At 67.1% G+C, this 22,996-nt stretch carries 21 protein-coding genes; 11 read left to right on the top strand and 10 right to left on the bottom strand.

Features of this window, described 5'->3' with window-relative positions; genetic code table 11:
- On the bottom strand, window positions 1-811 hold an 811-nt coding region (locus HMPREF2914_RS22815), incomplete at its 3' end, for a cbb3-type cytochrome c oxidase subunit I (protein WP_177344133.1).
- Between the two features lie 345 nt (window positions 812-1,156).
- Window positions 1,157-2,080: a DUF808 domain-containing protein gene (locus HMPREF2914_RS22810; RefSeq protein WP_003088054.1), complete on the bottom strand. Its 924-nt coding sequence runs from the start codon at window positions 2,078-2,080 to the stop codon at window positions 1,157-1,159.
- Window positions 2,081-2,257: 177 nt separating this feature from the next.
- On the opposite strand from HMPREF2914_RS22810, the gene HMPREF2914_RS22805 reads away from it, so the two are divergent.
- Complete coding sequence (locus HMPREF2914_RS22805) at window positions 2,258-3,712, top strand: TrkH family potassium uptake protein (RefSeq protein ID WP_003088056.1); 1,455 nt, start codon at window positions 2,258-2,260, stop codon at window positions 3,710-3,712.
- On the opposite strand, the gene HMPREF2914_RS22800 is transcribed toward HMPREF2914_RS22805, so the two are convergent.
- Both HMPREF2914_RS22800 and HMPREF2914_RS22795 read right to left on the bottom strand, forming a co-directional pair.
- Window positions 3,713-4,534 carry an aminoglycoside phosphotransferase family protein gene (locus HMPREF2914_RS22800; RefSeq protein WP_022580294.1) on the bottom strand — a complete coding sequence of 274 codons (822 nt, stop codon included), beginning with the start codon at window positions 4,532-4,534 and terminating at the stop codon, window positions 3,713-3,715.
- An 8-nt stretch (window positions 4,535-4,542) separates the two neighbouring features.
- Entirely contained in the window at window positions 4,543-5,430 is an 888-nt protein-coding gene (locus HMPREF2914_RS22795) for a LysR family transcriptional regulator (protein WP_023980891.1), read from the bottom strand.
- 85 nt (window positions 5,431-5,515) lie between these two features.
- Between HMPREF2914_RS22795 and HMPREF2914_RS22790 the strand changes: the two genes are divergently transcribed.
- On the top strand, window positions 5,516-6,343 hold the full coding sequence (locus tag HMPREF2914_RS22790; RefSeq protein WP_003132742.1) for a class I SAM-dependent methyltransferase: 828 nt from the start codon (window positions 5,516-5,518) through the stop codon (window positions 6,341-6,343).
- A gap of 21 nt (window positions 6,344-6,364) precedes the next feature.
- Here HMPREF2914_RS22790 and modC read toward each other — a convergent pair whose 3' ends face one another.
- The 4 genes from modC to HMPREF2914_RS22770 all read right to left on the bottom strand — a co-directional run bounded on the left by modC (window position 6,365) and on the right by HMPREF2914_RS22770 (window position 9,672).
- Complete coding sequence (gene modC, locus HMPREF2914_RS22785) at window positions 6,365-7,450, bottom strand: molybdenum ABC transporter ATP-binding protein (RefSeq protein ID WP_022580293.1); 1,086 nt, start codon at window positions 7,448-7,450, stop codon at window positions 6,365-6,367.
- 1 nt (window position 7,451) lies between these two features.
- Entirely contained in the window at window positions 7,452-8,138 is a 687-nt protein-coding gene (gene modB, locus HMPREF2914_RS22780; protein WP_003088068.1) for a molybdate ABC transporter permease subunit, read from the bottom strand.
- A gap of 12 nt (window positions 8,139-8,150) precedes the next feature.
- Window positions 8,151-8,906, bottom strand: coding sequence for a molybdate ABC transporter substrate-binding protein (modA, locus tag HMPREF2914_RS22775; protein WP_003088070.1), 756 nt, complete (start codon window positions 8,904-8,906; stop codon window positions 8,151-8,153).
- A gap of 115 nt (window positions 8,907-9,021) precedes the next feature.
- The gene (locus HMPREF2914_RS22770) at window positions 9,022-9,672 is read right to left on the bottom strand and encodes a TetR/AcrR family transcriptional regulator (protein ID WP_003088072.1); all 651 of its coding nucleotides are present in this window, start codon (window positions 9,670-9,672) and stop codon (window positions 9,022-9,024) included.
- Window positions 9,673-9,805: 133 nt separating this feature from the next.
- On the opposite strand from HMPREF2914_RS22770, the gene fan1 reads away from it, so the two are divergent.
- From fan1 to lasA, 8 genes are all read left to right on the top strand, one after another.
- Window positions 9,806-11,485 carry a nuclease Fan1 gene (gene fan1, locus HMPREF2914_RS22765; protein ID WP_021264656.1) on the top strand — a complete coding sequence of 560 codons (1,680 nt, stop codon included), beginning with the start codon at window positions 9,806-9,808 and terminating at the stop codon, window positions 11,483-11,485.
- Window positions 11,478-13,754: an ATP-dependent DNA helicase gene (locus tag HMPREF2914_RS22760; RefSeq protein ID WP_023091934.1), complete on the top strand. Its 2,277-nt coding sequence runs from the start codon at window positions 11,478-11,480 to the stop codon at window positions 13,752-13,754. The genes fan1 and HMPREF2914_RS22760 overlap by 8 nt, the downstream gene beginning before the upstream one ends.
- A gap of 89 nt (window positions 13,755-13,843) precedes the next feature.
- Entirely contained in the window at window positions 13,844-14,053 is a 210-nt protein-coding gene (locus HMPREF2914_RS22755; protein ID WP_003088087.1) for a hypothetical protein, read from the top strand.
- Between the two features lie 141 nt (window positions 14,054-14,194).
- Complete coding sequence (locus HMPREF2914_RS22750) at window positions 14,195-14,722, top strand: type II secretion system protein N (protein ID WP_003108706.1); 528 nt, start codon at window positions 14,195-14,197, stop codon at window positions 14,720-14,722.
- Complete coding sequence (gene gspD / locus HMPREF2914_RS22745; protein WP_023091933.1) at window positions 14,709-17,039, top strand: type II secretion system secretin GspD; 2,331 nt, start codon at window positions 14,709-14,711, stop codon at window positions 17,037-17,039. Before HMPREF2914_RS22750 ends, gspD begins: the two co-directional genes overlap by 14 nt.
- A gap of 166 nt (window positions 17,040-17,205) precedes the next feature.
- On the top strand, window positions 17,206-17,445 hold the full coding sequence (gene acpP / locus HMPREF2914_RS22740; protein ID WP_003132735.1) for an acyl carrier protein: 240 nt from the start codon (window positions 17,206-17,208) through the stop codon (window positions 17,443-17,445).
- Window positions 17,446-17,727: 282 nt separating this feature from the next.
- A complete protein-coding gene (locus HMPREF2914_RS22735) occupies window positions 17,728-18,153 on the top strand; it encodes a hypothetical protein (RefSeq protein ID WP_023091932.1) in 426 nt (141 codons plus the stop codon).
- A 283-nt stretch (window positions 18,154-18,436) separates the two neighbouring features.
- On the top strand, window positions 18,437-19,693 hold the full coding sequence (lasA, locus tag HMPREF2914_RS22730; RefSeq protein ID WP_003139897.1) for an elastinolytic metalloprotease LasA: 1,257 nt from the start codon (window positions 18,437-18,439) through the stop codon (window positions 19,691-19,693).
- A 126-nt stretch (window positions 19,694-19,819) separates the two neighbouring features.
- On the opposite strand, the gene HMPREF2914_RS22725 is transcribed toward lasA, so the two are convergent.
- Together HMPREF2914_RS22725 and HMPREF2914_RS22720 are read right to left on the bottom strand one after the other, a co-directional pair.
- Complete coding sequence (locus tag HMPREF2914_RS22725) at window positions 19,820-20,611, bottom strand: EcsC family protein (protein ID WP_003106675.1); 792 nt, start codon at window positions 20,609-20,611, stop codon at window positions 19,820-19,822.
- Window positions 20,612-20,671: 60 nt separating this feature from the next.
- Window positions 20,672-21,694, bottom strand: a complete 1,023-nt coding sequence (locus HMPREF2914_RS22720) for a transporter (protein ID WP_003106674.1) — start codon at window positions 21,692-21,694, stop codon at window positions 20,672-20,674.
- A gap of 500 nt (window positions 21,695-22,194) precedes the next feature.
- On the opposite strand from HMPREF2914_RS22720, the gene HMPREF2914_RS22715 reads away from it, so the two are divergent.
- Window positions 22,195-22,996: Ig-like domain-containing protein (locus tag HMPREF2914_RS22715; RefSeq protein WP_049265668.1), on the top strand; the 802-nt coding region annotated here is incomplete at its 3' end.

The raw sequence follows: 22,996 nt of genomic DNA, 5'->3' as shown, positions 1-22,996 counted from the left end.
AGTCCGGCAGCGCGGTGTAGTGCAGGTGGTGCGGACCGGCCCAGATGTAGATCGAGATGATCGCCCAGAAATGCACGATGGACAGGCGATAGGAGTAGATCGGTCGCCCGGCCTGCTTGGGCACGAAGTAGTACATCATGCCGAGGAAGCCGACCGAGAGGATGAAGCCGACCACACTGTGCCCGTACCACCACTGGATCATCGCGTCGGTGGCGCCGGAATAGGCCGAGTAGGACTTGCCCAGGCTCACCGGCAGCAATGCATGGTTCACGATATGGACCATCGCGGTGACGATGATGAAGGCGCCGTAGAACCAGTTGCCGACGTAGATGTGCTTCACCTTGCGGCGAGCGATGGTGCCGAAGAACAGGTAGGCATAAACCACCCAGACGATGGCCATCCACAGCGCCAGTGGCCATTCCATCTCGGCGTATTCCTTGGAGGTGGTGTAGCCCAGCGGGTAGCTGACGATCATCCCCACGATCGCCGCCTGCCAGCCCCAGAACACGAAGCGCGCCAGGGAATCGGAGATCAGCCGCACGCCGCTGGTGCGCTGCACCACGTAGAAGGAGGTGGCGAACAACGCGCTGCCGCCGAAGGCGAAGATCACCAGGCTGGTGTGGATCGGGCGGATGCGGCCGAAGCTGGTCCAGGGCAGGTCGAGGTTGAGCGCCGGCCAGACCAGCTGGGCGGCGATGAACACCCCCAGGCCCATGCCGAGGATGCCCCAGACCAGGGTCATCAGGGTGAACTGGCGGACGACGTCGTAGTTGTAGCCGTCCGGATCTTTTCTGCTATCCGTATCGTTCATGGTCGCTGGCACGCCGGGCCCCGGGTCCGGCCGGCTGGCGAGCAGGCGCGACCCTCGGGTCCTCGTTGGGTTATCGGTATTTTTCTGGGTATCCCGTTGCCGGGTCGATGGAGTGCGGAGGTCGGATCTTCGTCTGGAAGGCTCGGAACAGACGGCTCATGGCACTGGTGGACATTCTAGGAGGGGAGCATTATTCGTCTCCAACGAATAATGTTGCTATTACAGTGCAAAATTATTGAATTGAAACGGAGGGGGACTTCCGGGGCAGGGCGCACAACCGCTTCGTGGGATGTGCGCCAGGGCGGCTATCCGCCCTCCGCGATGGTGCTGCCGGCGATGGCAGGCTCAGCCAGTCTTTTTCTTCTTCGGCAGCAGGCGCTTGACCAGCAGCACCCCCGCCAGCACCACGGCGCCGGCGACGATGCCGAACAGGAAGTTCAGCAGGGTCGGGGTGATCGCCGCCAGCAACGGGCCCAGCGTGGCGATGCCGGCGACGCTCTGCGCGGCCTGTTCGATGGCGTGGTGGACCACCGGGATACCGTGGGTGAGGATGCCGCCGCCGACCATGAACATCGCCGCCATGCCGACCACCGACAGGCCTTTCATCAGGTACGGCGCGGTGCGCAGGATGGCGCCGCCGAGCCCTTGGGCGAAGCCGCTGTCGCGCTTGGACAGATAGAGGCCGGCGTCGTCCAGCTTGACGATGCCGGCGACCAGGCCGTAGACGCCGATGGTCATCACCAGGGCGATGCCGACCAGCACCAGCACCTGGGTGGTGAAGCTGGATTCGGCGACGGTACCGAGGGTGATGGCGATGATTTCCGCGGAGAGGATGAAGTCGGTACGGATCGCGCCGCCGATCTTCTGCTTTTCCAGGGCAGCCACGTCGACATTGGCCGCCAGCGCTGCCTCGTCGGCGTGCTCGTCGTCATGGGGCAGGTACTTGTGGGCGATCTTCTCGAAGCCCTCGAAGCACAGGTAGGCGCCGCCGAGCATCAGCAGCGGGATCACCGCCCAGGGCGCGAAGGCGCTGATCAGCAGGGCGGCGGGAACGAGGATCGCCTTGTTCCGCAGCGAGCCCTTGGCCACCGCCCAGACCACCGGCAGTTCGCGGTCGGCGTTGACCCCGGTGACCTGCTGGGCGTTCAGCGCCAGGTCGTCGCCGAGAACGCCGGCGGTCTTCTTCGCGGCGACCTTGGTCATCAGCGAGACGTCGTCGAGCACCGCGGCGATATCGTCGAGGAGGGTGAGGAGGCTGGCTCCGGCCATGTTTGGGTTTCCTTACTGGTAGGGGGCGCGAGACGCCTATTTGACAATGGAACGGTGTCAGCGAACAGAGAACCTTCGATTCCTGGGATAGGCGATCCCCTGAGATGGTTCCGAAGCCGCCCCGTGGGCGGCTAGAATACGCGGCTGTCCGCCTCTGCTGAAACAGGTCGTTACGGAATGAGCTTTTCCCTGCTCCGCCTGGTGGGATTCATCCTCGGGCTTTTCCTGGTCACCCTGGCGGCCAGCATGCTGATCCCGATGCTGACGCTGGCGCTCTTCCAGCGCTACGACGATTTCGACGCCTTCCTCTGGTCGAGCCTGCTCACCGCGGCTGCCGGCCTCGCGCTGGTCTTGCCGGGACGGCCGGCTCACGTGCATTTTCGTGCCCGGCACATGTATTTCCTGACCACCGCCAGTTGGGTGGTGGTCTGCGCCTTCGCCGCGCTGCCGATGGTGATGGCTCGGCACATCAGCTACACCGATGCATTCTTCGAGACCATGTCGGGCATCACCACCACTGGCTCCACCGTGTTCAGCGGGCTGGACCAGATGTCGCCGGGCATCCTCATCTGGCGCTCGTTGTTGCACTGGCTCGGCGGCATCGGTTTCATCGGCATGGCGGTGGCGATCCTGCCGCTGCTGCGTGTCGGCGGCATGCGCCTGTTCCAGACCGAATCCTCCGACTGGGGCGAGAAGGTGATGCCACGCTCGCACATGGCGGCCAAGTACATCCTCGGCGTCTACGTCGCGCTTACGCTGCTGGGCGTGCTGTGCTTCTGGTGGGCGGGCATGACCCCCTTCGAGGCGTTCAACCATTCGATGGCCGCCATCTCCACGGGCGGCTTCTCCACCTCCGACGCTTCCCTCGCGCACTGGCCGCAACCGGCGGTGCACTGGGTCGCCGTGTTGTTCATGATCCTCGGCAGCCTGCCGTTCACCCTCTATGTCGCGACCCTGCGCGGCCATCGCCTGGCCTTGCTCAAGGACCACCAGGTGCATGGCTTCATCGGCTTCCTGGCGGTGACCTGGCTGGTTTTCGCCTTCTGGCTCTGGCTGAATTCCGATTACGGCTGGTGGGATGCGCTGCGCCTGGTGGCGGTCAATGTGACGTCGGTGGTGACCACCACCGGTTTCGCCCTGACCGACTACACCACCTGGGGAACCTTCGCGGTCATGCTGTTCTTCTACCTCACCTTCGTCGGCGGTTGCTCGGGCTCCACCGCCGGCGGGTTGAAGATCTTCCGCTTCCAGGTGGCCTTCGTGTTGCTCAGGGCCAACCTGCAGAACCTCGTGCATCCGCGGGCGACCATCCGGCAAAGCTACAACGGCCATCCGCTGGACGAGGAAATCGTCCGCTCGCTGATCACCTTTTCCTTCTTCTTCACCATCACCATCGGCGTGATCGCACTGGGGTTGACCATGCTCGGCCTCGACTGGGTCTCCGCGTTCACCGGTGCCGCGACCGCCGTGTGCAACGTCGGGCCCGGGCTCGGGCCGATTATCGGACCGGCGGGAAACTTTTCCAGCCTGCCGGACATGGCCAAGTGGCTGCTGACCCTCGGCATGCTGCTTGGTCGGCTGGAGATTCTCACCGTACTGGTGCTGTGCACCCGCGCGTTCTGGCGCTTCTGATCAGCCTTCGCGAGACAGGCTGGCGAGGGCCAGGCGGGCGATGGCCAGCTCGGCGTCGGTCTCCTCGTGGCTGCCGTCCTCGTCGAACCAGGCCGCCGAGAGTCCGGTCCAGGCCAGGATCCACAGCAGCAGGCGGCGGCGTTGCAGGCCGCTGGCGGCGACGACGATCTCCAGCTGGCGCTCGAAACGGCCGGGCGCCTGGGCGGTCTTCGCGTCGGGATTGGTGAACAGGTTGGCGTAGTCGTAGCCGCGCTCGCCGTAGAGCCGCTTGGGGTCGATGACTTGCCAGCCGCGCTCGCCGAAGTCGAGCACATTGCCGTGGTGGATGTCGCCATGCAGCGGGCGCTGTTCGCGAGCGGTCTCCAGCAGGTAGCGGGCGGCGTTCGCGCAGTCGACGTAGAGCCCGCCGTAGCGGCGCTCGGCGGCATACAGCGAGTCGAACCAGCGCTCCAGCGGGGTCAGTTCCGGCAACGGACCCGGGCGCGGGGCATGGATGCGTTCGATGGCCTGGCAGAGGATACGCGTAGCCTCGTCGTCGTCGCCGCGCTTGACCATCTCCAGCAGCGAGCGCCCGCCGGTGGCACGCTCCATCAGCAGCGCCTGGTGGTCGTAGGCCAGCACCCTGGCCGCGCCCTGGCCGTCCCACCAGTTGAGCAGTACGTGGCCGAAACGCTCTTCCTCGGCACTGGATATCTTCAGCATCGCCGCTGCGCCGCGATGGCGCACCGGCAGCAGGCGGCTGCTGTGGGTGGCGAAGGGCTCGCCGTCGGGTTGCAACGCCCAGCGCTCGAGGTAGGGCGAGAAGTCGAGGGATTCGTTCACGGTCGGTCTCAGGCGCCCAGGCGCTGCTGGATGAAGTCGAGGAAGCACTGGATGCGCAGCGCCAGTTGCGAGTTGCGGTAGTAGACGGCGTGGATCGGTTGCCGGTATTCGCTCATCTGTTCGGCGAACAGCGGCACCAGGCGCCCGTCCTGGATATCGCGGTCGGTCATGAAGCTGGCCAGGCAGGCGATCCCCTGGTGGCTCAGGGCCAGTTGGCGGAGGGTCTCGCCGCTGGAGGCAGAGATATCCGGCTGGATCTCCAGGCGATCGCCGTCGGCGTGCACCACCGGCCAGCGGTTGAGGTGCTCGGGCTGGGTGAAGCCGAGCAGGGTGTGCCCTCGCAGCCCCTCGATGCTCGTCGGCATGCCGTGGCGGGCCAGGTACTCCGGGCTGGCGAGGATGTGCAGGCGGCTGGCGCCCAGCGGCCGCGCGTGCAGGGTGGCGTCGCTGAGCGCGCCGATGCGGATCGCCACGTCGGTGCGTTGCTCCAACAGGTCGATGATCAGGTCGTTGGTGTTGAGTTCGAGCTGGATGTTCGGGTACAGCCGGCGGAACTCGCCGATGTGCGGCACCACCGCGTGCAGCATGAAGGGCGAGGCGGCGTTGATCCGCAGGCGCCCGGCGGGGCTCTGCCGGCGCAGGGCCAGGCGTTCCTCGAGCGCCTCCATCTGCTGCAGGATCTGCCGTGCCTGGTCGAGGAAGTAGCGGCCTTCCTCGGTCAGCTCCATGCGCCGGGTGGTGCGGTTGAGCAGGGTGGTGCCGAGCTTGTGCTCGAGGCGCGAGAGGGTCCGGCTGACGGCCGAGGCGGTCAGTCCCATCTGTTCCGCGGCGGCGCTGATGGAACCGCTGTCGACTACACTGACGAAGCTTTGCAGTTCATCGGAGTTGGCTTTCATTCGTGACTCCAGGGCAATCATTGCCGAAGCATAGCGATGTTTTCGGCAAGGACTGAAGAGGCACGCGTGCCCGCAGGAGGTTTTCATGCCCGGCCACCGCATCACCCTCACCGGAGAAAAGCAGACGCTCCTGATCACCCTCTACGCCAAGGCGCTGGATAGCCGCCTGGACGATTCCATCCTCCATGACCGTTTCGCCGAGGAGGCGGTGCGGCAGATCGACTTCGACTTCTCCAGGGTCGCCCTCGGCAAGGGCAACGAACGGGCCCTGGCCATGCGCTCGCATTACTTCGACCAGGCCTGCCGCGACTTCCTCGGCCGCCATCCCGAGGGGCAGGTGCTCAACCTCGGTTGCGGCCTGGACAGCCGTATCTACCGGGTCGATCCGCCGGCCGAGCTGCCCTGGTTCGACCTTGACTATCCGGAAGTCATGGACCTGCGCGAGCGGCTCTACCCGCCGCGCGCCGGCGCCTATCGGGCGCTGCGCCACTCGGTGGACGACGACGGCTGGCTGCAAGGGGTGCCGCGCGAGCGGCCCGCCCTGGTCCTGGCCGAGGGGCTGATGCCTTATCTGCGGGAGTCCCAGGTGCGACGCCTGGTGGAACGCCTGGTCGACCACCTGGGTAGCGGCGAGCTGCTGTTCGACGGCTACGGCCGCCTCGGCATCATGCTGCTGCGCCTGTATCCGCCGCTGCGCGAGACCGGGGCGCAGGTGTACTGGAGCATCGACGACCCGCGCGAACTCGAGCGGTGGCATCCGGCCCTGCGCTTCATCGAGGAGGTCACCGACTATGACCCGCAGGACGTTGCCAAGCTGCCGCAGTCGTCGCGGCTGATGCTGCCGATCTACAACGGCTTCGCCTTCCTGCGGCGGATGGGGCGGCTGATCCGCTACCGTTGGCCCAGGGTCTAGGCGCCGCAGGCGAGGCCGGGGTCAGGCGAGCACCGCCACCGACTTGATCTGCGCCCACAACAGCTGGCCGGGTCGTAGTTGCAACTGGTCCCGCGAGTAACGGGTGATCCGCGCCAGCAGCGGATTGCTGCCGGCATCCAGGCGCACCAGTACGTGGGCCGCGGTGTCGGTATCGACCAATTCCAGGACCCGTACCGGCAGGCGGTTGAGGATGCTGCTCTGGGCGTCGTCGCGCAGGTTCAGGCTGACGTCGCGCGCCTGTACCTTGAAGCGCAGGCGCTTGCCGGGGGCCAGCGGGGCGTGGGCGACGCGCATTTGCAGCGCGCTGCCGGGCAGGACCAGGGTCAGCAGGCCGTAGGCCGGGTCGTGGTCGCTGACCGTGCCTTCGATCACCACCCCGGCGTCGTCGTCCAGCGCCAGCGGCAGGTCGACTCGCGCCAGGGTTTCGCCGATCGGCCCGCTGGCGCGGACCTTGCCGTTCTCCAGCAGCACCAGGTGATCGGCCAGGCGCGCCACTTCGTCCGGCGAGTGGCTGACATAGAGCACCGGGATGTCCAGTTCCTCGTGCAGGCGTTCGAGATAGGGCAGGATCTCGCCCTTGCGCTTCAGGTCGAGGGATGCCAGCGGCTCGTCCATCAGCAGCAGGCGCGGGCTGGTGAGCAGGGCCCGGGCGATGCCGACGCGTTGCTGCTCGCCGCCGGAGAGGCGTTCCGGCATGCGTTCCAGCAAGTGCTCGATGCCCAGCAGGGCGCAGGCCTGTTCCAGCTCGACGCGGCGTTCGGCGGCGGCGATGCGCTTGAGACCGAAGGCCAGGTTGCGCCGCACCGTCAGGTGGCGGAACAGGTTGGCATCCTGGAACACGTAGCCGAGGGCACGTCGGTGGGGCGCGACGAAGAGGTTGCGGCGGCTGTCCTGCCAGGTCTCGCCGTTGATCGTCACCTCGCCCTCGGCGGCCTTTTCCAGGCCGGCGATACAGCGCAGGCAAGTGCTCTTGCCGGAGCCTGAATGGCCGAACAGAGCGGTCACGCCACGACCGGGAAGAGCCAGGTCGATGTCCAGTTCGAAGCCGGGGTAGGCGCGGCGGAAGCGCAGGCGCAGGCCGTCCATCTCAGGCCCAGCCCGGCCGGCGGCGCCGGCCCGAATAGAGGGCGAGGAGGACGACGAAGGAGAACGCCACCATGCCGCCGGCCAGCCAGTGGGCCTGGGCGTATTCCATGGCTTCGACGTGATCGAATATCTGCACCGAGACCACGCGGGTTTTCTCCGGGATGTTGCCGCCGATCATCAGCACCACGCCGAACTCTCCGACGGTATGGGCGAAGCCGAGGATCGCGGCGGTGACGAAACCCGGCCGGGCCAGCGGCAGGACCACGCTGAAGAAACGGTCGACGGGGCTCGCGCGCAGGGTCGCGGCAGCCTCCAGCGGTTTCTCGCCGATCGCCTCGAAGGCGTTCTGCAACGGTTGCACGACGAAGGGCAGCGAGTAGAACACCGAGCCGACCACCAGGCCGGCGAAGGTGAAGGGCAGGGTGCCGAGACCGAGGCTCTGGGTGAGCTGGCCGATGAAACCGTTGGGACCCATGCTGACCAGCAGGTAGAAGCCGATCACCGTCGGCGGCAGCACCAGCGGCAGGGCCACCACCGCGCCGATCGGCCCCTTCAGCCAGGAGCGGGTGCGCGCCAGCCACCAGGCGATGGGCGTGCCGATCAGCAGCAGGAGGAGGGTGGTGAGCGAAGCCAGCTCGATGGTCAGCCAGATGGCCGCCAGGTCCGTACTGTCGAGTGGCAACGCCATGCAGGTCCCGCCTTAGAGTTCGTAGCCGTAGGACTTGATCAGCGCGGCGGCCTTGGCGCCCTTCAGGTAGTCGACCAGGGCCTTGGCGGCGGCGTTGTCCTTGCCTTTGTTGAGGATGACCGCGTCCTGGCGGATCGGGTCGTGCAGCTCGGCGGGAACGATCCAGGCCGAGCCGGTTGCGACTTTACCATCCTTGTAGATCTGCGACAGGGCGACGAAGCCCAGTTCGGCGTTGCCGCTGGAAACGAACTGGTAGGCCTGGCTGATGTTCTGGCCTTCCACCAGCTTCGGCCCGAGCGTGGCGGCGAGGCCGAGCTTGTCCATCGCCTGGGTGGCGGCGAGGCCGTAGGGCGCGGTCTTCGGGTTGGCGATGGACAGGTGCCTGAAGCTGCCGCTCTTCAGCACCTCGCCCTTGGCGTCGACGTAGCCGGCCTTGGGCGACCAGAGTGCCAGGGTGCCGATGGCATAGGTGAAGCGCGAGCCGGGCACGACCTCGCCTTCCTGCTCCAGTTTCGCCGGAGTGCTGTCGTCGGCGGAGAGGAACACCTGGAACGGCGCGCCGTTCTTGATCTGCGTATAGAACTGGCCGGTGGCGCCGTAGGCGGCGACCAGCCTGTGCCCGGTGTCTTTCTCGAATTCCTTGGCGATGGCCTGGATCGGCGCGGTGAAGTTGGCCGCGACGGCGACCTGCACCTCGTCGGCGCTGGCGGCCAGGGATACGGCGCTGGCGAGGAGGGCGAGCAACAGCTGGGGCAGGCGGGTGGTCATGGAGTGCTCCTGTGGGGGGCGAACGAAGTTGGCGGACGGGGCTGGCGCAAGCTTAGGGGTTCGCTATGGCTTTTGGAATATAGCGCTACGCGGAAATTGATCTGGCGCAAGTCGCTCAGCCGGCCAGCGCGCGGAAACGCCGACGCGGCGCGGCCTCGCCGGGGAGTGCCAGGCAGCCGGCGCAGACCAGGCGGACGATGTTTTCCGCCGCCTGCCGGTAGTCGCTCGCGTCCAGCCCGGCCTGGCCGGTGAGGCGCGCCAGTTGCCAGCCGCCAAGGGCATAGGACTCGGTCATCGCCCACAGGTTGAGCAGCAGGTGGTACGGATCCAGCGGCGCCAGCAGGCCTTCGTCGATCCACTGGCGGATGCGCTCGGCGTTGCGTTCCGCCTGGGCGTCGAGGCGTTCCAGCAGCGCCGCCGGCATGCGCGGCGCGCCGCGCATGATCTCGCAGGAGAAGACCCTGGCCGCGTGCGGCCGCTCGGCGCCGATGCGCATCTTGTTGTCGACGTAGGCGCGTAGCGCCTCGGCGGGCGGCTGGTCACCGGCGAATGGCCGGGAGGCTTCCAGCAGAGGCTCGACGATGCTGTCCAGCACCGCCTCGTAGAGTTGCGCCTTGGAGCGGTAGTAATAGAGCACGTTGGCCTTCGCCACGCCGGCGCGCTCGGCGACGTCGCTGAGCCGGGCGGCGCTGAAGCCGCAGTCGGCGAAGACTTCGCAGGCGGCGTCGAGGATCAGTTGCAGGTTGCGTTGGCGGATCTTCTTCATCGGGACCGATACGGGGCAGGTTTCGTTGTTAATATTTTTATATAACGAATGCCTTGTGCCTGGATAGTCGTCGCCAGGCCGGCGACGCTTGATCGGATGCGCATTGCCAAGCCGTGGGGGCGCTGGTATCTGTATGCATGAACAGTACCAGGCTCCGCTTCCCGTGAATTCCCCAGCGCTTCCCGAACCCTTCTACTACCTGCACAACTTCCGCGCGGTGCTCGCCTGGATCGGCGAACGCTATGCCGATCTGCTCGACGATCAGGAACGTGCCTTCATCGCCGCGTTCGCCGAATTGCCCGAGGCTAGCCAAGCCCTGCTGGTGCGCATGGTGATGCGCAAGGGCACGCTGTTCCGCGAAGGCAAGCTGGCCTATGCCGAGATCGGCGACACGCGCGCCGCCGTGCAACCGCTGTTGGCACTGGGCTGGGTGGACGCGCAGCCGGCCCTGGAACTGGCGCAACTGTTCGGCTTGCTGAAGAAGGACGAATTGTCGCAGCTGTTCAGGGACCATCTCGGGCGCGCGAACCTGCGCAAGGATGCGCTGCTGGAACGGCTCCAGCCGTTGTTCCCCGAGGCGCGGCGGCTCGCCGAGTGGCAGGCCGACTTCGCCGAACCGGTCTACGAGTTGCGCTGCATGGCGCTCTGCGACCGCTTGCGGTTGATGTATTTCGGCAACCTGTGGCAGGACTGGTCGGAGTTCGTCCTTGCCGACCTGGGTATCTATCGTTACGAAAGCGTCGAGTTTTCCGCCGATTCCCGCGGCTTTCGCCTGCGCGCCGACGTCGACGCCTATCTCCACCTGTTCGACTGCCGCCAGCGCTTCGACCTCGGCGAGCCGCTGGAGGAACTGCTCGCCGGCCTGCCGGGCGAACCCTACGCCAATCCCTGGCTGGAAGGGCGGCGGGTCAAGCTGCTGTTCCAGTTCGCCCAGTACTGCGAAAAGCAGCGGGATTTCGACCTGGCCCAGCGGCTCTATCGCCAATCCAGCCACCCCGGCGCGCGCCTGCGGGCGATTCGCAGCCTGGAACGTGGCGAGCGCTTCGCCGAAGCCCATGCATTGGCGCGGGAGGCCAGCTGTGCGCCGGAAAGCGACGCCGAACGCCAGGGCCTGGCCCGATTGCTGCCGCGCCTGCAAGGCAAGCTCGGCCTGCCGCGACAGGCGCGGGCGGCGGCTCCGGAAATCGAACGCCTGGACCTGTGCCTGGCGTTCCCGAGCGAACCCTGTAGCGTCGAGGGGGCGGTCCGCGAGCACCTGGAAGAGCCCGGTTGCGCGGTGCACTACGTCGAGAACGGCCTGATCAATTCGCTGTTCGGGCTGCTCTGCTGGGAGGCGATCTTCGCCGCCATTCCTGGGGCGTTCTTCCATCCCTTCCACAGCGCGCCGGCGGACCTGCACAGCGCCGACTTCCGCCAGCGCCGCGCCGCCCTGTTCGAGGCCTGCCTGGGGCGGCTGGAGGACGGCAGCTACCGCGACGCGATCCGCTGTCGCTACCGCGACAAGTTCGGCCTGCAGTCGCCTTTCGTCTACTGGGAGCTGCTTGGCGAGGAACTGCTCGAACAGGCGCTCGATTGCCTGCCGGCGGCCCACCTGCGCGCCTGGTTCGAACGCCTGCTGGAGGATATCCCGGGCAACCGCGCCGGCCTGCCGGACCTGATCCAGTTCTGGCCGGCGCAGCGTCGCTACCGGATGGTCGAGGTCAAGGGACCGGGCGACCGCCTGCAGGACAACCAGTTGCGCTGGCTGCAATTCTGCCGCGAGCGGGAGATGCCGGTGGCGGTCTGCTACGTGCGCTGGCATGTCGATGACTGAGCAGGGCGGCGAGGCGCTGTACCAGGTGGCGGTGCGCGCGCTTTGCGAGTTCAGCGCCAAGCGCGGCGACCTCGACCTGCGCTTCACCCCGTCGCCCAGCGCCCTGGAAGGCATCGCCGGACATACCCTGGTGACCTCCCGGCGCCCCGCTCACTACCAGCGCGAAGTGGCGCTGGACGGACGCTATCGTCACTTGCAGGTGCGCGGCCGGGCGGATGGCTACGATCCGCAGGCGAACTGCCTGGAGGAAATCAAGACCCACCGCGGCGACCTCGCCCTGCAACCGGCCAACCACCGGCACCTGCACTGGGCCCAGGCCAGGGTCTACGGCTGGCTGCTCTGCGCCGAACGGAAGCTGGAGGAAGTCGAACTGGCGCTGGTCTACCTGGAGGTCGGCAGCCAGAAGGAGACCCGCTTCGTCGAGCGGGTGCGGGCCGACGAGCTGCGGCTGTTCTTCGAGAGCCAGTGCCAGGCGTTTCTCGCCTGGGCCGAGCAGGAACTGGCGCACCGCCAGCGGCGCGACCGCGAACTGGCCGCGTTACGCTTTCCCCACGCCGAATTCCGCCACGGCCAGCGGCAACTGGCGGAGGCGGTGTACAAGGCCGCCTCCGCCGGTTGTTGCCTGATGGCCCAGGCGCCGACCGGGATCGGCAAGACCATCGGCACGCTGTTCCCGCAACTCAAGGCGATGCCCGGGCAGCGCCTGGACCGGCTGTTCTTCCTGGCCGCCAAGACCCCGGGCCGGGCCCTCGCGCTGCATGCCCTGCGCAGCCTGGAAGGGGAGACCGGCGGACTGCCGGTGCGGGTGCTGGAACTGTTGGCGCGGGACAAGGCCTGCGAGCATCCGGACAAGGCCTGCCACGGCGAGTCCTGTCCCCTGGCCCAGGGCTTCTACGAACGCCTGCCGGCGGCACGCGCCGCCGCCGTGGAGGCGCGCTGGCTGGACCAGGCGCGGTTGCGCGAGGTGGCGCTGGCGCACCGGGTCTGTCCCTACTACCTGGGCCAGGAACTGGCGCGCTGGTGCGACCTGGCGGTGGGCGACTACAACTACTACTTCGACCTCGGCGCCATGCTCCATGGCCTGGCCCAGGTCAACCAGTGGCGGGTGGCGGTACTGGTGGACGAGGCGCACAACCTGGTGGAGCGCGGCCGGCGGATGTATTCCGCCGAACTCGACCAGGGCGATTTCCTCGGTGTGCGCAAGACCGCCCCGGAGGCCCTGAGGAAACCGCTGGAGCGCATCCAGCGTGCCTGGAACGAACTGGGCAAGACCCAGGCGGACGGCTACCAGGCCTACGACGAGCCACCGCAGAAGCTGCTCCTGGCCTTGCAGAACGCGGTGGCGGCGATCAACGACCTGCTCGCCGAGCAACCGCAGGCGCTGGAGCCGGCGTTGCAGGAGTTCTACTTCGCGATCCTGCAGTTCGGCCGTCTCGCCGAGCTGTTCGGCGAGCATTCGCTGTTCGACATCGAGAAGCGCCCAGGCCGCAACGGCCGCAGCCTGGCCCGGCTGTGCCTGCGCAACGTGGTGCCGGCGGCGTTTCTCGCCGAGCGCTTCGCCGCCAGCCGCTCCACCGTGCTGTTCTCCGCTACCCTCGGGCCGCGCGACTATTACGCCGACCTGCTTGGCCTGCCGGCGGGCACGCCCTGGCTGGAAGTGGACTCGCCATTCAGCGCCGAGCAATTGGAGGTGCACATACAGCGTCGGGTTTCCACGCGCTATGCGCAGCGTCAGGCCTCCCTGGCGCCCATCGCGGCGATTCTCGGCGAGCAGTTTCGCCAGCGGCCGGGCAACTACCTGGCCTTCTTCAGCAGCTTCGATTACTTGCAGCAGACGCTGGACGTCTTCCGCCAGGCATACCCGTGGGTGCCGTGCTGGAGCCAGACGCGACGGATGGACGAGGCGGAGCGCCGGGCCTTCCTCGAACGCTTCGTCGCGGGCGGCGAGGGCATCGGCTTCGCCGTGCTCGGCGGTGCCTTCGGCGAAGGCATCGACCTGCCTGGAGAGCGCCTGATCGGCGCCTTCATCGCCACCCTCGGGTTGCCCCAGGTGAATCCGGTGAACGAGCAGATCCGCCTGCGCATGCAGCGCCTGTTCGGTGACGGCTACGACTACACCTACCTGTATCCGGGACTGCAGAAGGTGGTCCAGGCCGCCGGGAGGGTGATCCGCAGCCGCAGCGATCGCGGCGTGGTGCACCTGATCGACGACCGTTTCGCCCAGGCCAGGGTGCGCCGGTTGCTACCGGGCTGGTGGCAACTGCGTTGACCGGTGGCGATACGCCGGCAGGTGCTGCCGGACAGCCGGGCAGCCATGTATAATCGCGTCCCCACGATTTCCCCCGATCCGGATACGCCATGGCTTCCGCTCCCGACGCTCTTCCCCAGGCCCTTTCCTCCGACGACGCTCCGGCCCAGGCCGCGCCGAGCGACGCCAGCGCGTTGCTGAAGGCCGCCCTGGCGAAGAAGAACCAGGCCCAGCTCTATCCGCAGCGGAAGATCCACGACAAGGGCCAGCGTCCCGGCATGGCGCCGCGCGGTACCCGTCGTTCGATGGGCAAGCGCTGAGGCCTTTCCCGCGCCTGGCGTTTTGTGGGCCAGTTCCCGCCACGAAGGATCAAAGCGGGCAGCCTTAACAGTTTTGCCCTTTCGCGGCCGTAGGCCGCAGCCCCATCCCTTATGCTCGCCGCCCCTGGGCGAGCCGCGTCGATGCAGCGCGCCCGTTTGCCGGAATCCGCCTGCTGCATGTCGCGTCACCTTCCATCGTCTTTCGTTTCCCTGCGCAGCCTGGCCGGGCATGCGCCCGCTGTGCTTTGCGTGCTGCTGCTGGCGTTGCTCAGCGCCAGCCTGGCCAGCCAGACGCGCTCGCTGCGCCGCGAGCTGGCGGAATTGCCCGCCGCAGCGGCCCCGGCGCCGCCAGCCAACCCTTCAGCGGCCCCGCACGCGGCGTTAGCCGGCTTGTTCGGTGGCGCTCCGTCGCCGCGCGGCGCGACGGCGGGCGAGCGTCTGCAATTACGCCTGCTGGCCTGCTTCCTGGCGCGTCGCGAGGACCGCTCGGCGGCGCTGATCGCGGTGGCCGGGCGCTCGCAGCGCTTCCTGCCGGGCGCCGAAGTGCGCCCCGGCACCGTGCTGCTGGCGGTTCATCGCGACCATGTGGTGCTGCGCGACCAGGGTTATGAAGAACGTCTGTATTTCCCCAAAGCCGAAGGGGCAGAAACCACCCATGCCACGTTGTAGTACCCGTTCCGCCCAGCGCCTGTCTCCGCTGTTCCTGGTCCTGTCGCTGGCCGTCCTCGGCCTGGCGCCGCCGGTCCATCCGGCACCTGCCGCGACTGCCGCCGCGCAAGAGGAAGAGCAGTGGACGATCAACATGAAGGATGCCGAGATCGGCGACTTCATCGAGCAGGTATCGAGCATCAGCGGCCAGACCTTCGTCGTCGATCCGCGGGTGAAGGGACGGGTCACGGTGGTATCCCAGGCGCGGCTCAGCCTGGCGGAGGTCTACCAACTGTTCCTTTCGGTGCTCGCCACCCATGGCTACGCGGTGCTGCCGCAGGGCGACCAGGCGCGTATCGTGCCGAACATGGAGGCACGCCAGGACGCCGCGCAGAAGACCGTCCGCGATGGGCCGGGCAGCCTGGAGACGCGGGTGGTCCAGGCGCAGCAGACCTCGGTGGCGGAACTGATCCCGATGATCCGGCCGCTGGTCCCGGCCCATGGCCACCTGGCCGCCGTGCCGTCGGCCAACGCGCTGATCGTCAGCGACCGCCGCGCCAACATCGAGCGCATCGAGGCGATCGTGCGCAGCCTCGACCGGGCCGGCGAACATGACTACAGCATCTACGACATGCGCCATGCCTGGGTCGCGGAAATCGCCGAGGTGCTCGATCGCAGCGTCACCCCGGCCGCCGGGAAGAGCGCCGCCACCGTCCAGGTCCTCGCCGACAGCCGCAGCAACCGCCTGGTCCTGCTCGGGCCGCCGCAGGCGCGAGCGCGCTTGCTGCGGCTGGCGCAGTCGCTCGACGTCCCCTCGTCGCGGTCGGCGAACAGCCGGGTGATCCGCCTGCGCCATGGCGACGCCAAGACCCTCGCCGCCACCCTCGGGGAGATCGGCGAATCGCTGCACGGCGAGCGGGGCCAGGATGGACGGGGAAGCGGCAAGCGCGGCCTGCTGGTGCGCGCCGACGAATCGCTGAATGCCCTGGTGATCCTCGCCGACCCGGAGGATGTCGGTCTGCTCGAGGACATCGTCCGCCAGCTCGACGTGCCGCGTGCGCAACTGTTGGTGGAGGCGGCGATCGTCGAGCTGTCCGGCGAGATCGGCGACGCCCTCGGGGTGCAATGGGCGCTGCGTAGCGGGCATGTCGCCGGCGGCGCTGGCTTCGCCGACAGCGGGTTGTCCATCGGCACCCTGCTAGGCGCGTTGCAGGCCGGCAAGCCGCCGGCAGAGCTGCCCGACGGTGCGATAGTCGGCCTCGGCAGTCGCGATTTCGGCGCACTGGTCACCGCGCTGAGCCGCAATAGCCGCAGCAACCTGCTGTCGACGCCGAGCCTGCTGACCCTGGACAACCAGAAGGCGGAAATCCTGGTCGGCCAGAACGTGCCGTTCCAGACCGGCAGCTACACCACCAGCGCCAGCGGTTCGAGCAATCCGTTCACCACTGTCGAGCGCAAGGATATCGGGGTGACCCTCAAGGTCACGCCGCACATCGGCGAGGACCGCATGCTGCGCCTTGAGATCGAGCAGGAAATATCCTCCATCGCGCCAACCGCCACCCTGGCGGCGAAGGCGGTGGACCTGGTGACCAACAAGCGCTCGATCAAGAGCACCGTACTGGCCGACGACGGCCAGGTCATCGTCCTCGGCGGACTGATCCAGGACGACCTGCTGCGCAGCGATTCGCGGGTACCGCTGCTGGGCGACATCCCCGGCTTCGGCCGGCTGTTCCGCTCGTCCCGCGAGACCCGGGTGAAGCGCAACCTGATGGTCTTCCTGCGACCGAGCATCGTCCGCGATGCCGCCGGCCTGGAGCGCATCAGCCATGGCCGTTACCGTTCCATCCAGTTGCTGCGCGGTGCCGCCGGCGAACCGGCACGCCCGCTGTTCGAGGATGCCGGCGCCATCGACCTGCGTCCCGCCGCCCAGGTCGCACCGGCACCTATTGGCTCGCCGCGCAGCTATCCGGCTCCAGCCCCGGTGCTGATGGAGAAGCCGCGCCTGGCGGACCCGGCGTCCCTGGGCGACGGCCGCGGCGGCGAGGTGCTGGAGGTTCGCCAGGGCACGCACGCGCCGCAGCCGCCGTCACCCCAGCGCTACGCCGTGCGATTGGTCGAGGGCAGCAGCGAAGCCTTCATGCGCGCGCTGATCGAGCGGCATCCGGGCCTGTCGTTGCGTTTGCGCCGCGAACTGCGCGATGGCCAGGAGCTGTTCGCGGTGGAGCGGGGCGACTACCTCGACCCGGAGCAGGCACGCCGGGCCCTGGCGGAACTGCCCCAAAGCCTGCCGCGAGGGAAGGCGCGGGTGATTGCGCATACGCCGGGAAGCGCCCTGTGACGGACTTCGAATCCTGCGTCGCGCTTCGTCCACCGGATTGACCGGCGCGCTGCGGCGGCCGCGCTCCGGCGCAGCGCCACTGCCAGATCTGGCAGTTGTCGCTGGCGGGGACGGAGGCTTTAGTAGCCGCACTTTTTTCCAGGGCCGGGCAGTGGGACCGCAATGCATGGACGACATCGAGACCAGAGTGAGGAAGCTGGTAGCCGCCCGGCTCGGCGTGGAGGAATGCGACATCCGGCTGGACAGCGATTTCCGTAACGACTTCGGTGCCGAGTCGCTCGAGGTGGTCGAACTGGTCATGGCCCTGGAAGCGGAGTTCGGCGTCGAGATCGCCGATGACGATGCGGAACGGATCGAGACCGTGCGCCAGGCCATCGACTATCTCGAGGAAGCCGTGCCGACCTGACTCCCCCTGGACCACCGGCCGATGCCGTGGTCATTCCCTGCGAAACGCTGTGCGCCACCTCCCGCCCGTGCCGGCGGCAAGGTGCGCGACGTCCCGCGCTTCGATTACGCCGGATCGTCCAGCCCGCCCCGGGCCGATCCGGCTTTTTTTTGCCCGCCACCGCGGTAGCGAGGCAGCCGCCGTCGGTTGGATTTCCTGAATCTTCCGGCGCCTCGCCGGTCGACCGGACAGGGGCGTTGCGCCATTCGCGGTGCGCGCCCGCCATTCGTAACGGAGGTCGCCATGGCTACACGACGGAAAACCACACCCCAGGAAATCGACGACATTCAGGACCGCATGGGTTCGATACGCGAACTCGATTTCGACGAGCGCCGCCAGGCGCGCAAGGCACGGATCGGCGACGAGCGGCCCGAGGCCGAGGTGGAAGCCGAGTTTTCCCTGCGGCGGGTACGCGAGGCGGGCCACGCCGGCGGGCAGCCGGACGAGGACGACGGTTACCAGGATAACGTCGGCATGGACGATCTGGCGCCGGAGACCCTGATCGATGAAAGCGGTGCCCGCTCGCCGGCCGAGCGCGGTGGCGAATCGCCCGCGGACAAGCGCCTGAGGGTCGTGCATGGCAACGAGATCGGCGCTGGCCACGGCCTTGACGAAGCCGAGCTGGCACGTCGCGATCCGCTCGACGGCTCCTCCACCGAGGAACGCTGAGCGCGCGCAGACTGTATCGAAGTATTTCCGGCGCCTGGCGTTCTGTGATCGATTCGGCTCGGTTGTGGTGCGCTGCCGCACGCTTTACCGCCGGATGGAGCGGGGCACCGGATTTACTGCAAAAGCTGATAGTTGTCTTCCCGGGTGACGGCGTTGCACGGTCCTGCGGCGTGCAACCCGGCCTGGGCGAAATACCGGCGGAGCGGACCAGGCTATCCCGTCGGAGGCGATGTCGCCGGGCTGCTGGCTTTCAAGGTTTCCCTTCGATGACCAGGAGCTACCCATGCAGCACAAAAGATCCCGCGCCCTGGCGAGCCCGCGCTCGCCGTTCCTCTTCGCCCTGCTGGCGCTCGCCGTGGGCGGCACGGCCAACGCCCATGACGATGGCCTGCCGGCCTTCCGCTATTCGGCGGAGCTACTCGGCCAGTTGCAATTGCCCAGCGTGGCCCTGCCGCTGAATGACGAACTGTTCCTCTACGGTCGCGACGCCGAGGCGTTCGACCTCGAGGCCTACCTGGCCTTGAACGCGCCGGCGCTGCGCGACAAGAGCGAATACCTGGAGCACTGGAGCGGCTATTACAGCATCAACCCGAAAGTGTTGTTGACCCTGATGGTCATGCAGTCCGGGCCGTTGGGTGCGCCGGACGAGCGCGCCTTGGCGGCGCCGCTGGGGCGGCTGTCGGCGAAACGCGGCTTCGATGCCCAGGTACGCGACGTGTTGCAGCAGTTGTCGCGACGCTACTACGGTTTCGAGGAATACCAGTTGCGCCAGGCGGCTGCGCGCAAGGCCGTCGGCGAGGACGGCCTGAACGCGGCATCGGCCGCGCTGCTCGGTCTGTTGCGAGAGGGGGCGAAGGCCTCCGCCGTGCAAGGCGGCAATCCGCTCGGCGCCTACGCGCAGACCTTCCAGCGCCTGTTCGGCACCCCGGCCGCGGAACTCCTGCAGCCGCGCAACCGCGTGGCCCGGCAACTCCAGGCGAAGGCCGCGCTGGCGCCGCCATCCAACCTGATGCAATTGCCCTGGCGCCAGGGCTATTCCTGGCAGCCCAACGGAGCGCATTCGAACACCGGCTCGGGCTATCCGTACTCCTCCTTCGATGCGTCCTACGACTGGCCGCGCTGGGGCAGTGCGACCTACAGCGTGGTCGCCGCCCACGCCGGCACGGTACGGGTGTTGTCGCGCTGCCAGGTACGGGTGACCCACCCCAGCGGCTGGGCGACCAACTACTACCACATGGACCAGATCCAGGTGAGCAACGGCCAGCAGGTCAGCGCCGACACCAAGCTCGGCGTCTATGCCAGCAACATCAACACCGCGCTCTGCGAGGGTGGCAGCTCCACCGGACCGCACCTGCATTTCTCGCTGCTCTACAACGGCGCCTTCGTTTCCCTGCAGGGAGCCAGCTTCGGTCCGTACCGGATCAACGTCGGCACCAGCAACTACGACAACGACTGTCGCCGCTACTATTTCTACAACCAGAGCGCCGGCACCACCCATTGCGCTTTCCGCCCGTTGTACAACCCCGGCCTGGCGCTCTGAGTCGGCGCGGGGCCCGGCTCCAGCCGGGCTCCGCGCGAGGCTCCGCCGCGAGCGAAACGGCGCTGAACACCGGGCGCGTCGCTGCCGCCGCGCCCGGCGCCAGGCTGACCGCGTGGGCCGGCATGCTCAGCCGCGCCGTGGTAGCAGGGCGTAGGCGTCGCGAACCACATCCTTGCCGTAGTGGCGCTCCAGGCGGCGGACGACGAAGTGACCGCGCGCCATGGCCTGGAAATGGTTCATGAACACCGTGTTGATCGCCGCGCCGCCGAGGGCGCCGACGATGGGCACGATCTGCGCCGCGAGCTTTTCCGAATACTGCACGCCCAGGCGCTCGGCGACCTTGCGCACCAGGGCCAGGAGCATGGGCGCGGCCTTCTTGCTGCCGGCGTCCTTGCCGAGGAAGTCGGCGGCCGCCTTGACCTGCTGGGCCAGCGCCGTACGCACCGCGTAGTAGCCGGACTCCGACGCGTCGTCCGAGGCGGATTTGCCGCCGAGGGCGAAGACTTCGATACAGGCCATCAGGGTGTCCATGTCCCTGATCGACTCGCCCTCGCTGCGCGCGATGTCGGCGATGGAACGGAAGATGATGCCGGTGGTGACCGGCACCTCGACCAGCATCGCCAGCGGCCCGAAGAAGCCGCCGACGCCACCGGAAACGGCGGCGCCGAGGGTATGCAGGCGGTTCGCCGGTTGACCGCTGGCGTTTTCCTGGAGAGTGGCGGTGGCCGAGCGGGCGACTTTCAGCAGCGCTCCCTCGATCACCGAACCGAGCTTCTCGTTGACCTTCCGCGGCAGCTTCTTCAGGCCGTATTCGATCGGCGTGCCCAGCAGGCTGGTGAGTTGCGCGGTGAGTCCAGGGTTCTCCAGCAGGTTCTTGGCGGCCTGGAGTTGCTTGAGATCGGCAGGGGAAAGGCTCATGGAAGGTCCGGCTGACGGTGGTCGGTCAACCTAACCACTGTCCGCCGGCGTTGTCCACGCTCAATAGTCGCCGCGCTTGCGGAAGGCCCAGCGGCCGGCGAGGAAGGTGAAGCTGGCGACCAGCACGAGCATGATCCAGAAGCCTTCAGGATCGTCGGCGAAGGGAATCCCGCCGACGTTCATGCCGAAGAAGCCGGCGACGATGTTGATCGGCAGGGCCAGCACCGTGACCATGGTCAGGGTGAAGAGGATGCGGTTGTTCTGTTCGTTGAGCTTGGCCGCGATCTCTTCCTGCAGCAGCTTGATCCGTTCGCCCAGGGCGGTCAGGTCGCTGATCACCAGGGAGAACTCCTCGGTGGCTTCGCGCAGCTCACGCAGGTCGGCATCCTGTAGCCATTCCGGCGGTCGGTTGAGCAGGCGCAGCAGCGAACCGGGCTCCAGCGCCAGCAGGCGTTGCAGGCGTACCAGCACGCGCCGCATGGCGCCGAGGTCGGCGCGGTTGGCGGAGAGGCGCAGGGCCAGTAGCTGGTCCTCGATGCGGTCCACTGCGACGCTGGTTTCGCGGACGATCTGGGTCAGCACGTCGCCCTGGTCGCGCAACAGGTGGATCAGCAACTGCAGGGGCGAACGGAAAGGTTCGCCGTGCTTCACCGAAGAGCGCAGCTTGTCCACCGAGCGCAGCGGTTGCGCTCGTGCACTGACCAGCAGCCGGCCACGGGCGCAGACCCACAGGGTGGCGACGTCCGAAGAGACCAGGCCGAAGTTGAAGACCACGTCGTTGACCACTGCCAGCAGCGCCGAGTCGACGTGTTCGATGCGCGTCGAGCGCGACCCTTCGCGCAGGCTTTCGAAGAAATAATCCGGCAGTTCCAGATGCTTCTTCATCCAGCGCTCGCAGGCGGCATGGGCGAGGTTCAGGTGCAGCCAGAGGAACTCGTCCGGCGCCTCCTCGCGAGCCTGCCGCAGGCAGGCGAGGGCGGTAGCCGAGTCGATTTCCCGCCCCGCTTCGCCGGGGCGGAAACGGAAACCGTAGATCAGGCCGAACAGGTCGGCGTCCTGGGGCGGGGAGATACCGTGATGCATGGTCGCTCGCGGGAGAGGATCGGTTGGATAACTTGGCATCGTGACGATGACGCTTTGATTGCAGGACGATGAAGGCCGCTTCGCGGGATGCCCGGCGATGCTTTCCGTTGGAACTGTCGGGGTCGTCTTGCCGTCGCCTCGCGCCGACGAACTACGAGGTGCCGGGAAGTGCTATTTCATTTCTCCCGGTTTTTTATGAAATACGCATCGTAGAGTTCTGATATTTGCCCGCTGGGTTATTTAGTCGATTTGCCGTGCCAGGTGATGGGGGTTTTTTATAAAGTATTATAACTTTTTGATTATATATTGTTTATCAATCAGATAGGTGTGTGATGGCTAAATGGCTGCATGTTTTCCAGGGGTTATCTAAATTGAATTTTTCATGGGGGTTTTCTTAGTCGTTATATATAAAGTCAGACTCGCCTTTTATTTAAAAGCTGCTATTTCTGGATTACATGGTGCGGCCGTTCGGTCGCTGCTTGACAAGAGGAATGTCGGAAATGTCGATCCAGGCGAAAGTTACCCCTATCGATCAGAGTATTTCTTCTGCGGCTGCCGTCGAGGTTCCGGAAAACGGGATACTCAAACTCTCCCAGAGCAGTAATATCGCGCTCGATGTCGCACCGGAGTCGGTGGCGGGATACTCGAAGAGCGGTTCGGACCTGATCGTCCAGCTGAAGACCGGGGAAAGCGTACGCATCGCCAACTTCTATGCGGAAGGCCAGCCTTCCAGCCAGCTGTTCCTGGCCGACAAGGACAAGCTGGTGGCGGTAGACCTGCCGCCGGTCGCCGCCGACGGGCCGCTGATGGCCGGCTACATCCCGCAGGAAAGCCTGGCCGGTTTCGAGTCGCTGACCGGCGCCGGTGTGCTCGGTGGCATGAGCGCAGGGACTGCGCTGCTGGTCGGTGCGGCGGCCATCGGCGCCGGGGTGGCGATTTCCAACAGCAGCGGCGGCGGTGGCGGCGGCGGTTCTTCGGTGCCCCCGGACACCACTCCGCCGAAGGCGGCCAGCGGCCTGAAGATAGCGCCTGACGGCAGCAGCATCAGCGGCCAGGCCGAGGCCGGCGCGAGCGTCGGCATCGATACCAATGGCGACGGCAAGCCGGACCTCACCGTGATCGCCGATGCCAACGGCAATTTCACCGCTCCGCTGAACCCGCCGCTGACCAATGGCCAGACGGTCACCGTGGTGGTCACCGACCCGGCTGGCAACGCCAGCCCGCCGGCCCAGGTCACCGCTCCGGACACTACCGCCCCGGCGCCGGCTACCGACGTGCAGGTGGCGCCGGACGGCAGCAGCG

It is taken from the genome of Pseudomonas sp. HMSC067G02 (assembly GCF_001813485.1).
In the GTDB taxonomy this organism is placed as follows: Bacteria; Pseudomonadota; Gammaproteobacteria; order Pseudomonadales; family Pseudomonadaceae; genus Pseudomonas; species Pseudomonas aeruginosa.
Note: the sequence above shows the minus strand (reverse complement) of the source record. Positions and strands in the feature narration are given on the sequence as shown.

What these genes read in the sequence shown, in the direction of transcription:
- HMPREF2914_RS22810 (WP_003088054.1), bottom strand. Translation starts at nt 2,080, where the DNA reads ATGGCCGGAGCCAGCCTCCTCACCCTCCTCGACGATATCGCCGCGGTG.
- HMPREF2914_RS22805 (WP_003088056.1), top strand. Translation starts at nt 2,258, where the DNA reads ATGAGCTTTTCCCTGCTCCGCCTGGTGGGATTCATCCTCGGGCTTTTC.
- HMPREF2914_RS22795 (WP_023980891.1), bottom strand. Translation starts at nt 5,430, where the DNA reads ATGAAAGCCAACTCCGATGAACTGCAAAGCTTCGTCAGTGTAGTCGAC.
- HMPREF2914_RS22790 (WP_003132742.1), top strand. Translation starts at nt 5,516, where the DNA reads ATGCCCGGCCACCGCATCACCCTCACCGGAGAAAAGCAGACGCTCCTG.
- modC (WP_022580293.1), bottom strand. Translation starts at nt 7,450, where the DNA reads ATGGACGGCCTGCGCCTGCGCTTCCGCCGCGCCTACCCCGGCTTCGAA.
- modB (WP_003088068.1), bottom strand. Translation starts at nt 8,138, where the DNA reads ATGGCGTTGCCACTCGACAGTACGGACCTGGCGGCCATCTGGCTGACC.
- modA (WP_003088070.1), bottom strand. Translation starts at nt 8,906, where the DNA reads ATGACCACCCGCCTGCCCCAGCTGTTGCTCGCCCTCCTCGCCAGCGCC.
- HMPREF2914_RS22770 (WP_003088072.1), bottom strand. Translation starts at nt 9,672, where the DNA reads ATGAAGAAGATCCGCCAACGCAACCTGCAACTGATCCTCGACGCCGCC.
- fan1 (WP_021264656.1), top strand. Translation starts at nt 9,806, where the DNA reads ATGCATGAACAGTACCAGGCTCCGCTTCCCGTGAATTCCCCAGCGCTT.
- HMPREF2914_RS22760 (WP_023091934.1), top strand. Translation starts at nt 11,478, where the DNA reads ATGACTGAGCAGGGCGGCGAGGCGCTGTACCAGGTGGCGGTGCGCGCG.
- HMPREF2914_RS22755 (WP_003088087.1), top strand. Translation starts at nt 13,844, where the DNA reads ATGGCTTCCGCTCCCGACGCTCTTCCCCAGGCCCTTTCCTCCGACGAC.
- HMPREF2914_RS22750 (WP_003108706.1), top strand. Translation starts at nt 14,195, where the DNA reads ATGCAGCGCGCCCGTTTGCCGGAATCCGCCTGCTGCATGTCGCGTCAC.
- gspD (WP_023091933.1), top strand. Translation starts at nt 14,709, where the DNA reads ATGCCACGTTGTAGTACCCGTTCCGCCCAGCGCCTGTCTCCGCTGTTC.
- acpP (WP_003132735.1), top strand. Translation starts at nt 17,206, where the DNA reads ATGGACGACATCGAGACCAGAGTGAGGAAGCTGGTAGCCGCCCGGCTC.
- HMPREF2914_RS22735 (WP_023091932.1), top strand. Translation starts at nt 17,728, where the DNA reads ATGGCTACACGACGGAAAACCACACCCCAGGAAATCGACGACATTCAG.
- lasA (WP_003139897.1), top strand. Translation starts at nt 18,437, where the DNA reads ATGCAGCACAAAAGATCCCGCGCCCTGGCGAGCCCGCGCTCGCCGTTC.
- HMPREF2914_RS22725 (WP_003106675.1), bottom strand. Translation starts at nt 20,611, where the DNA reads ATGAGCCTTTCCCCTGCCGATCTCAAGCAACTCCAGGCCGCCAAGAAC.
- HMPREF2914_RS22720 (WP_003106674.1), bottom strand. Translation starts at nt 21,694, where the DNA reads ATGCATCACGGTATCTCCCCGCCCCAGGACGCCGACCTGTTCGGCCTG.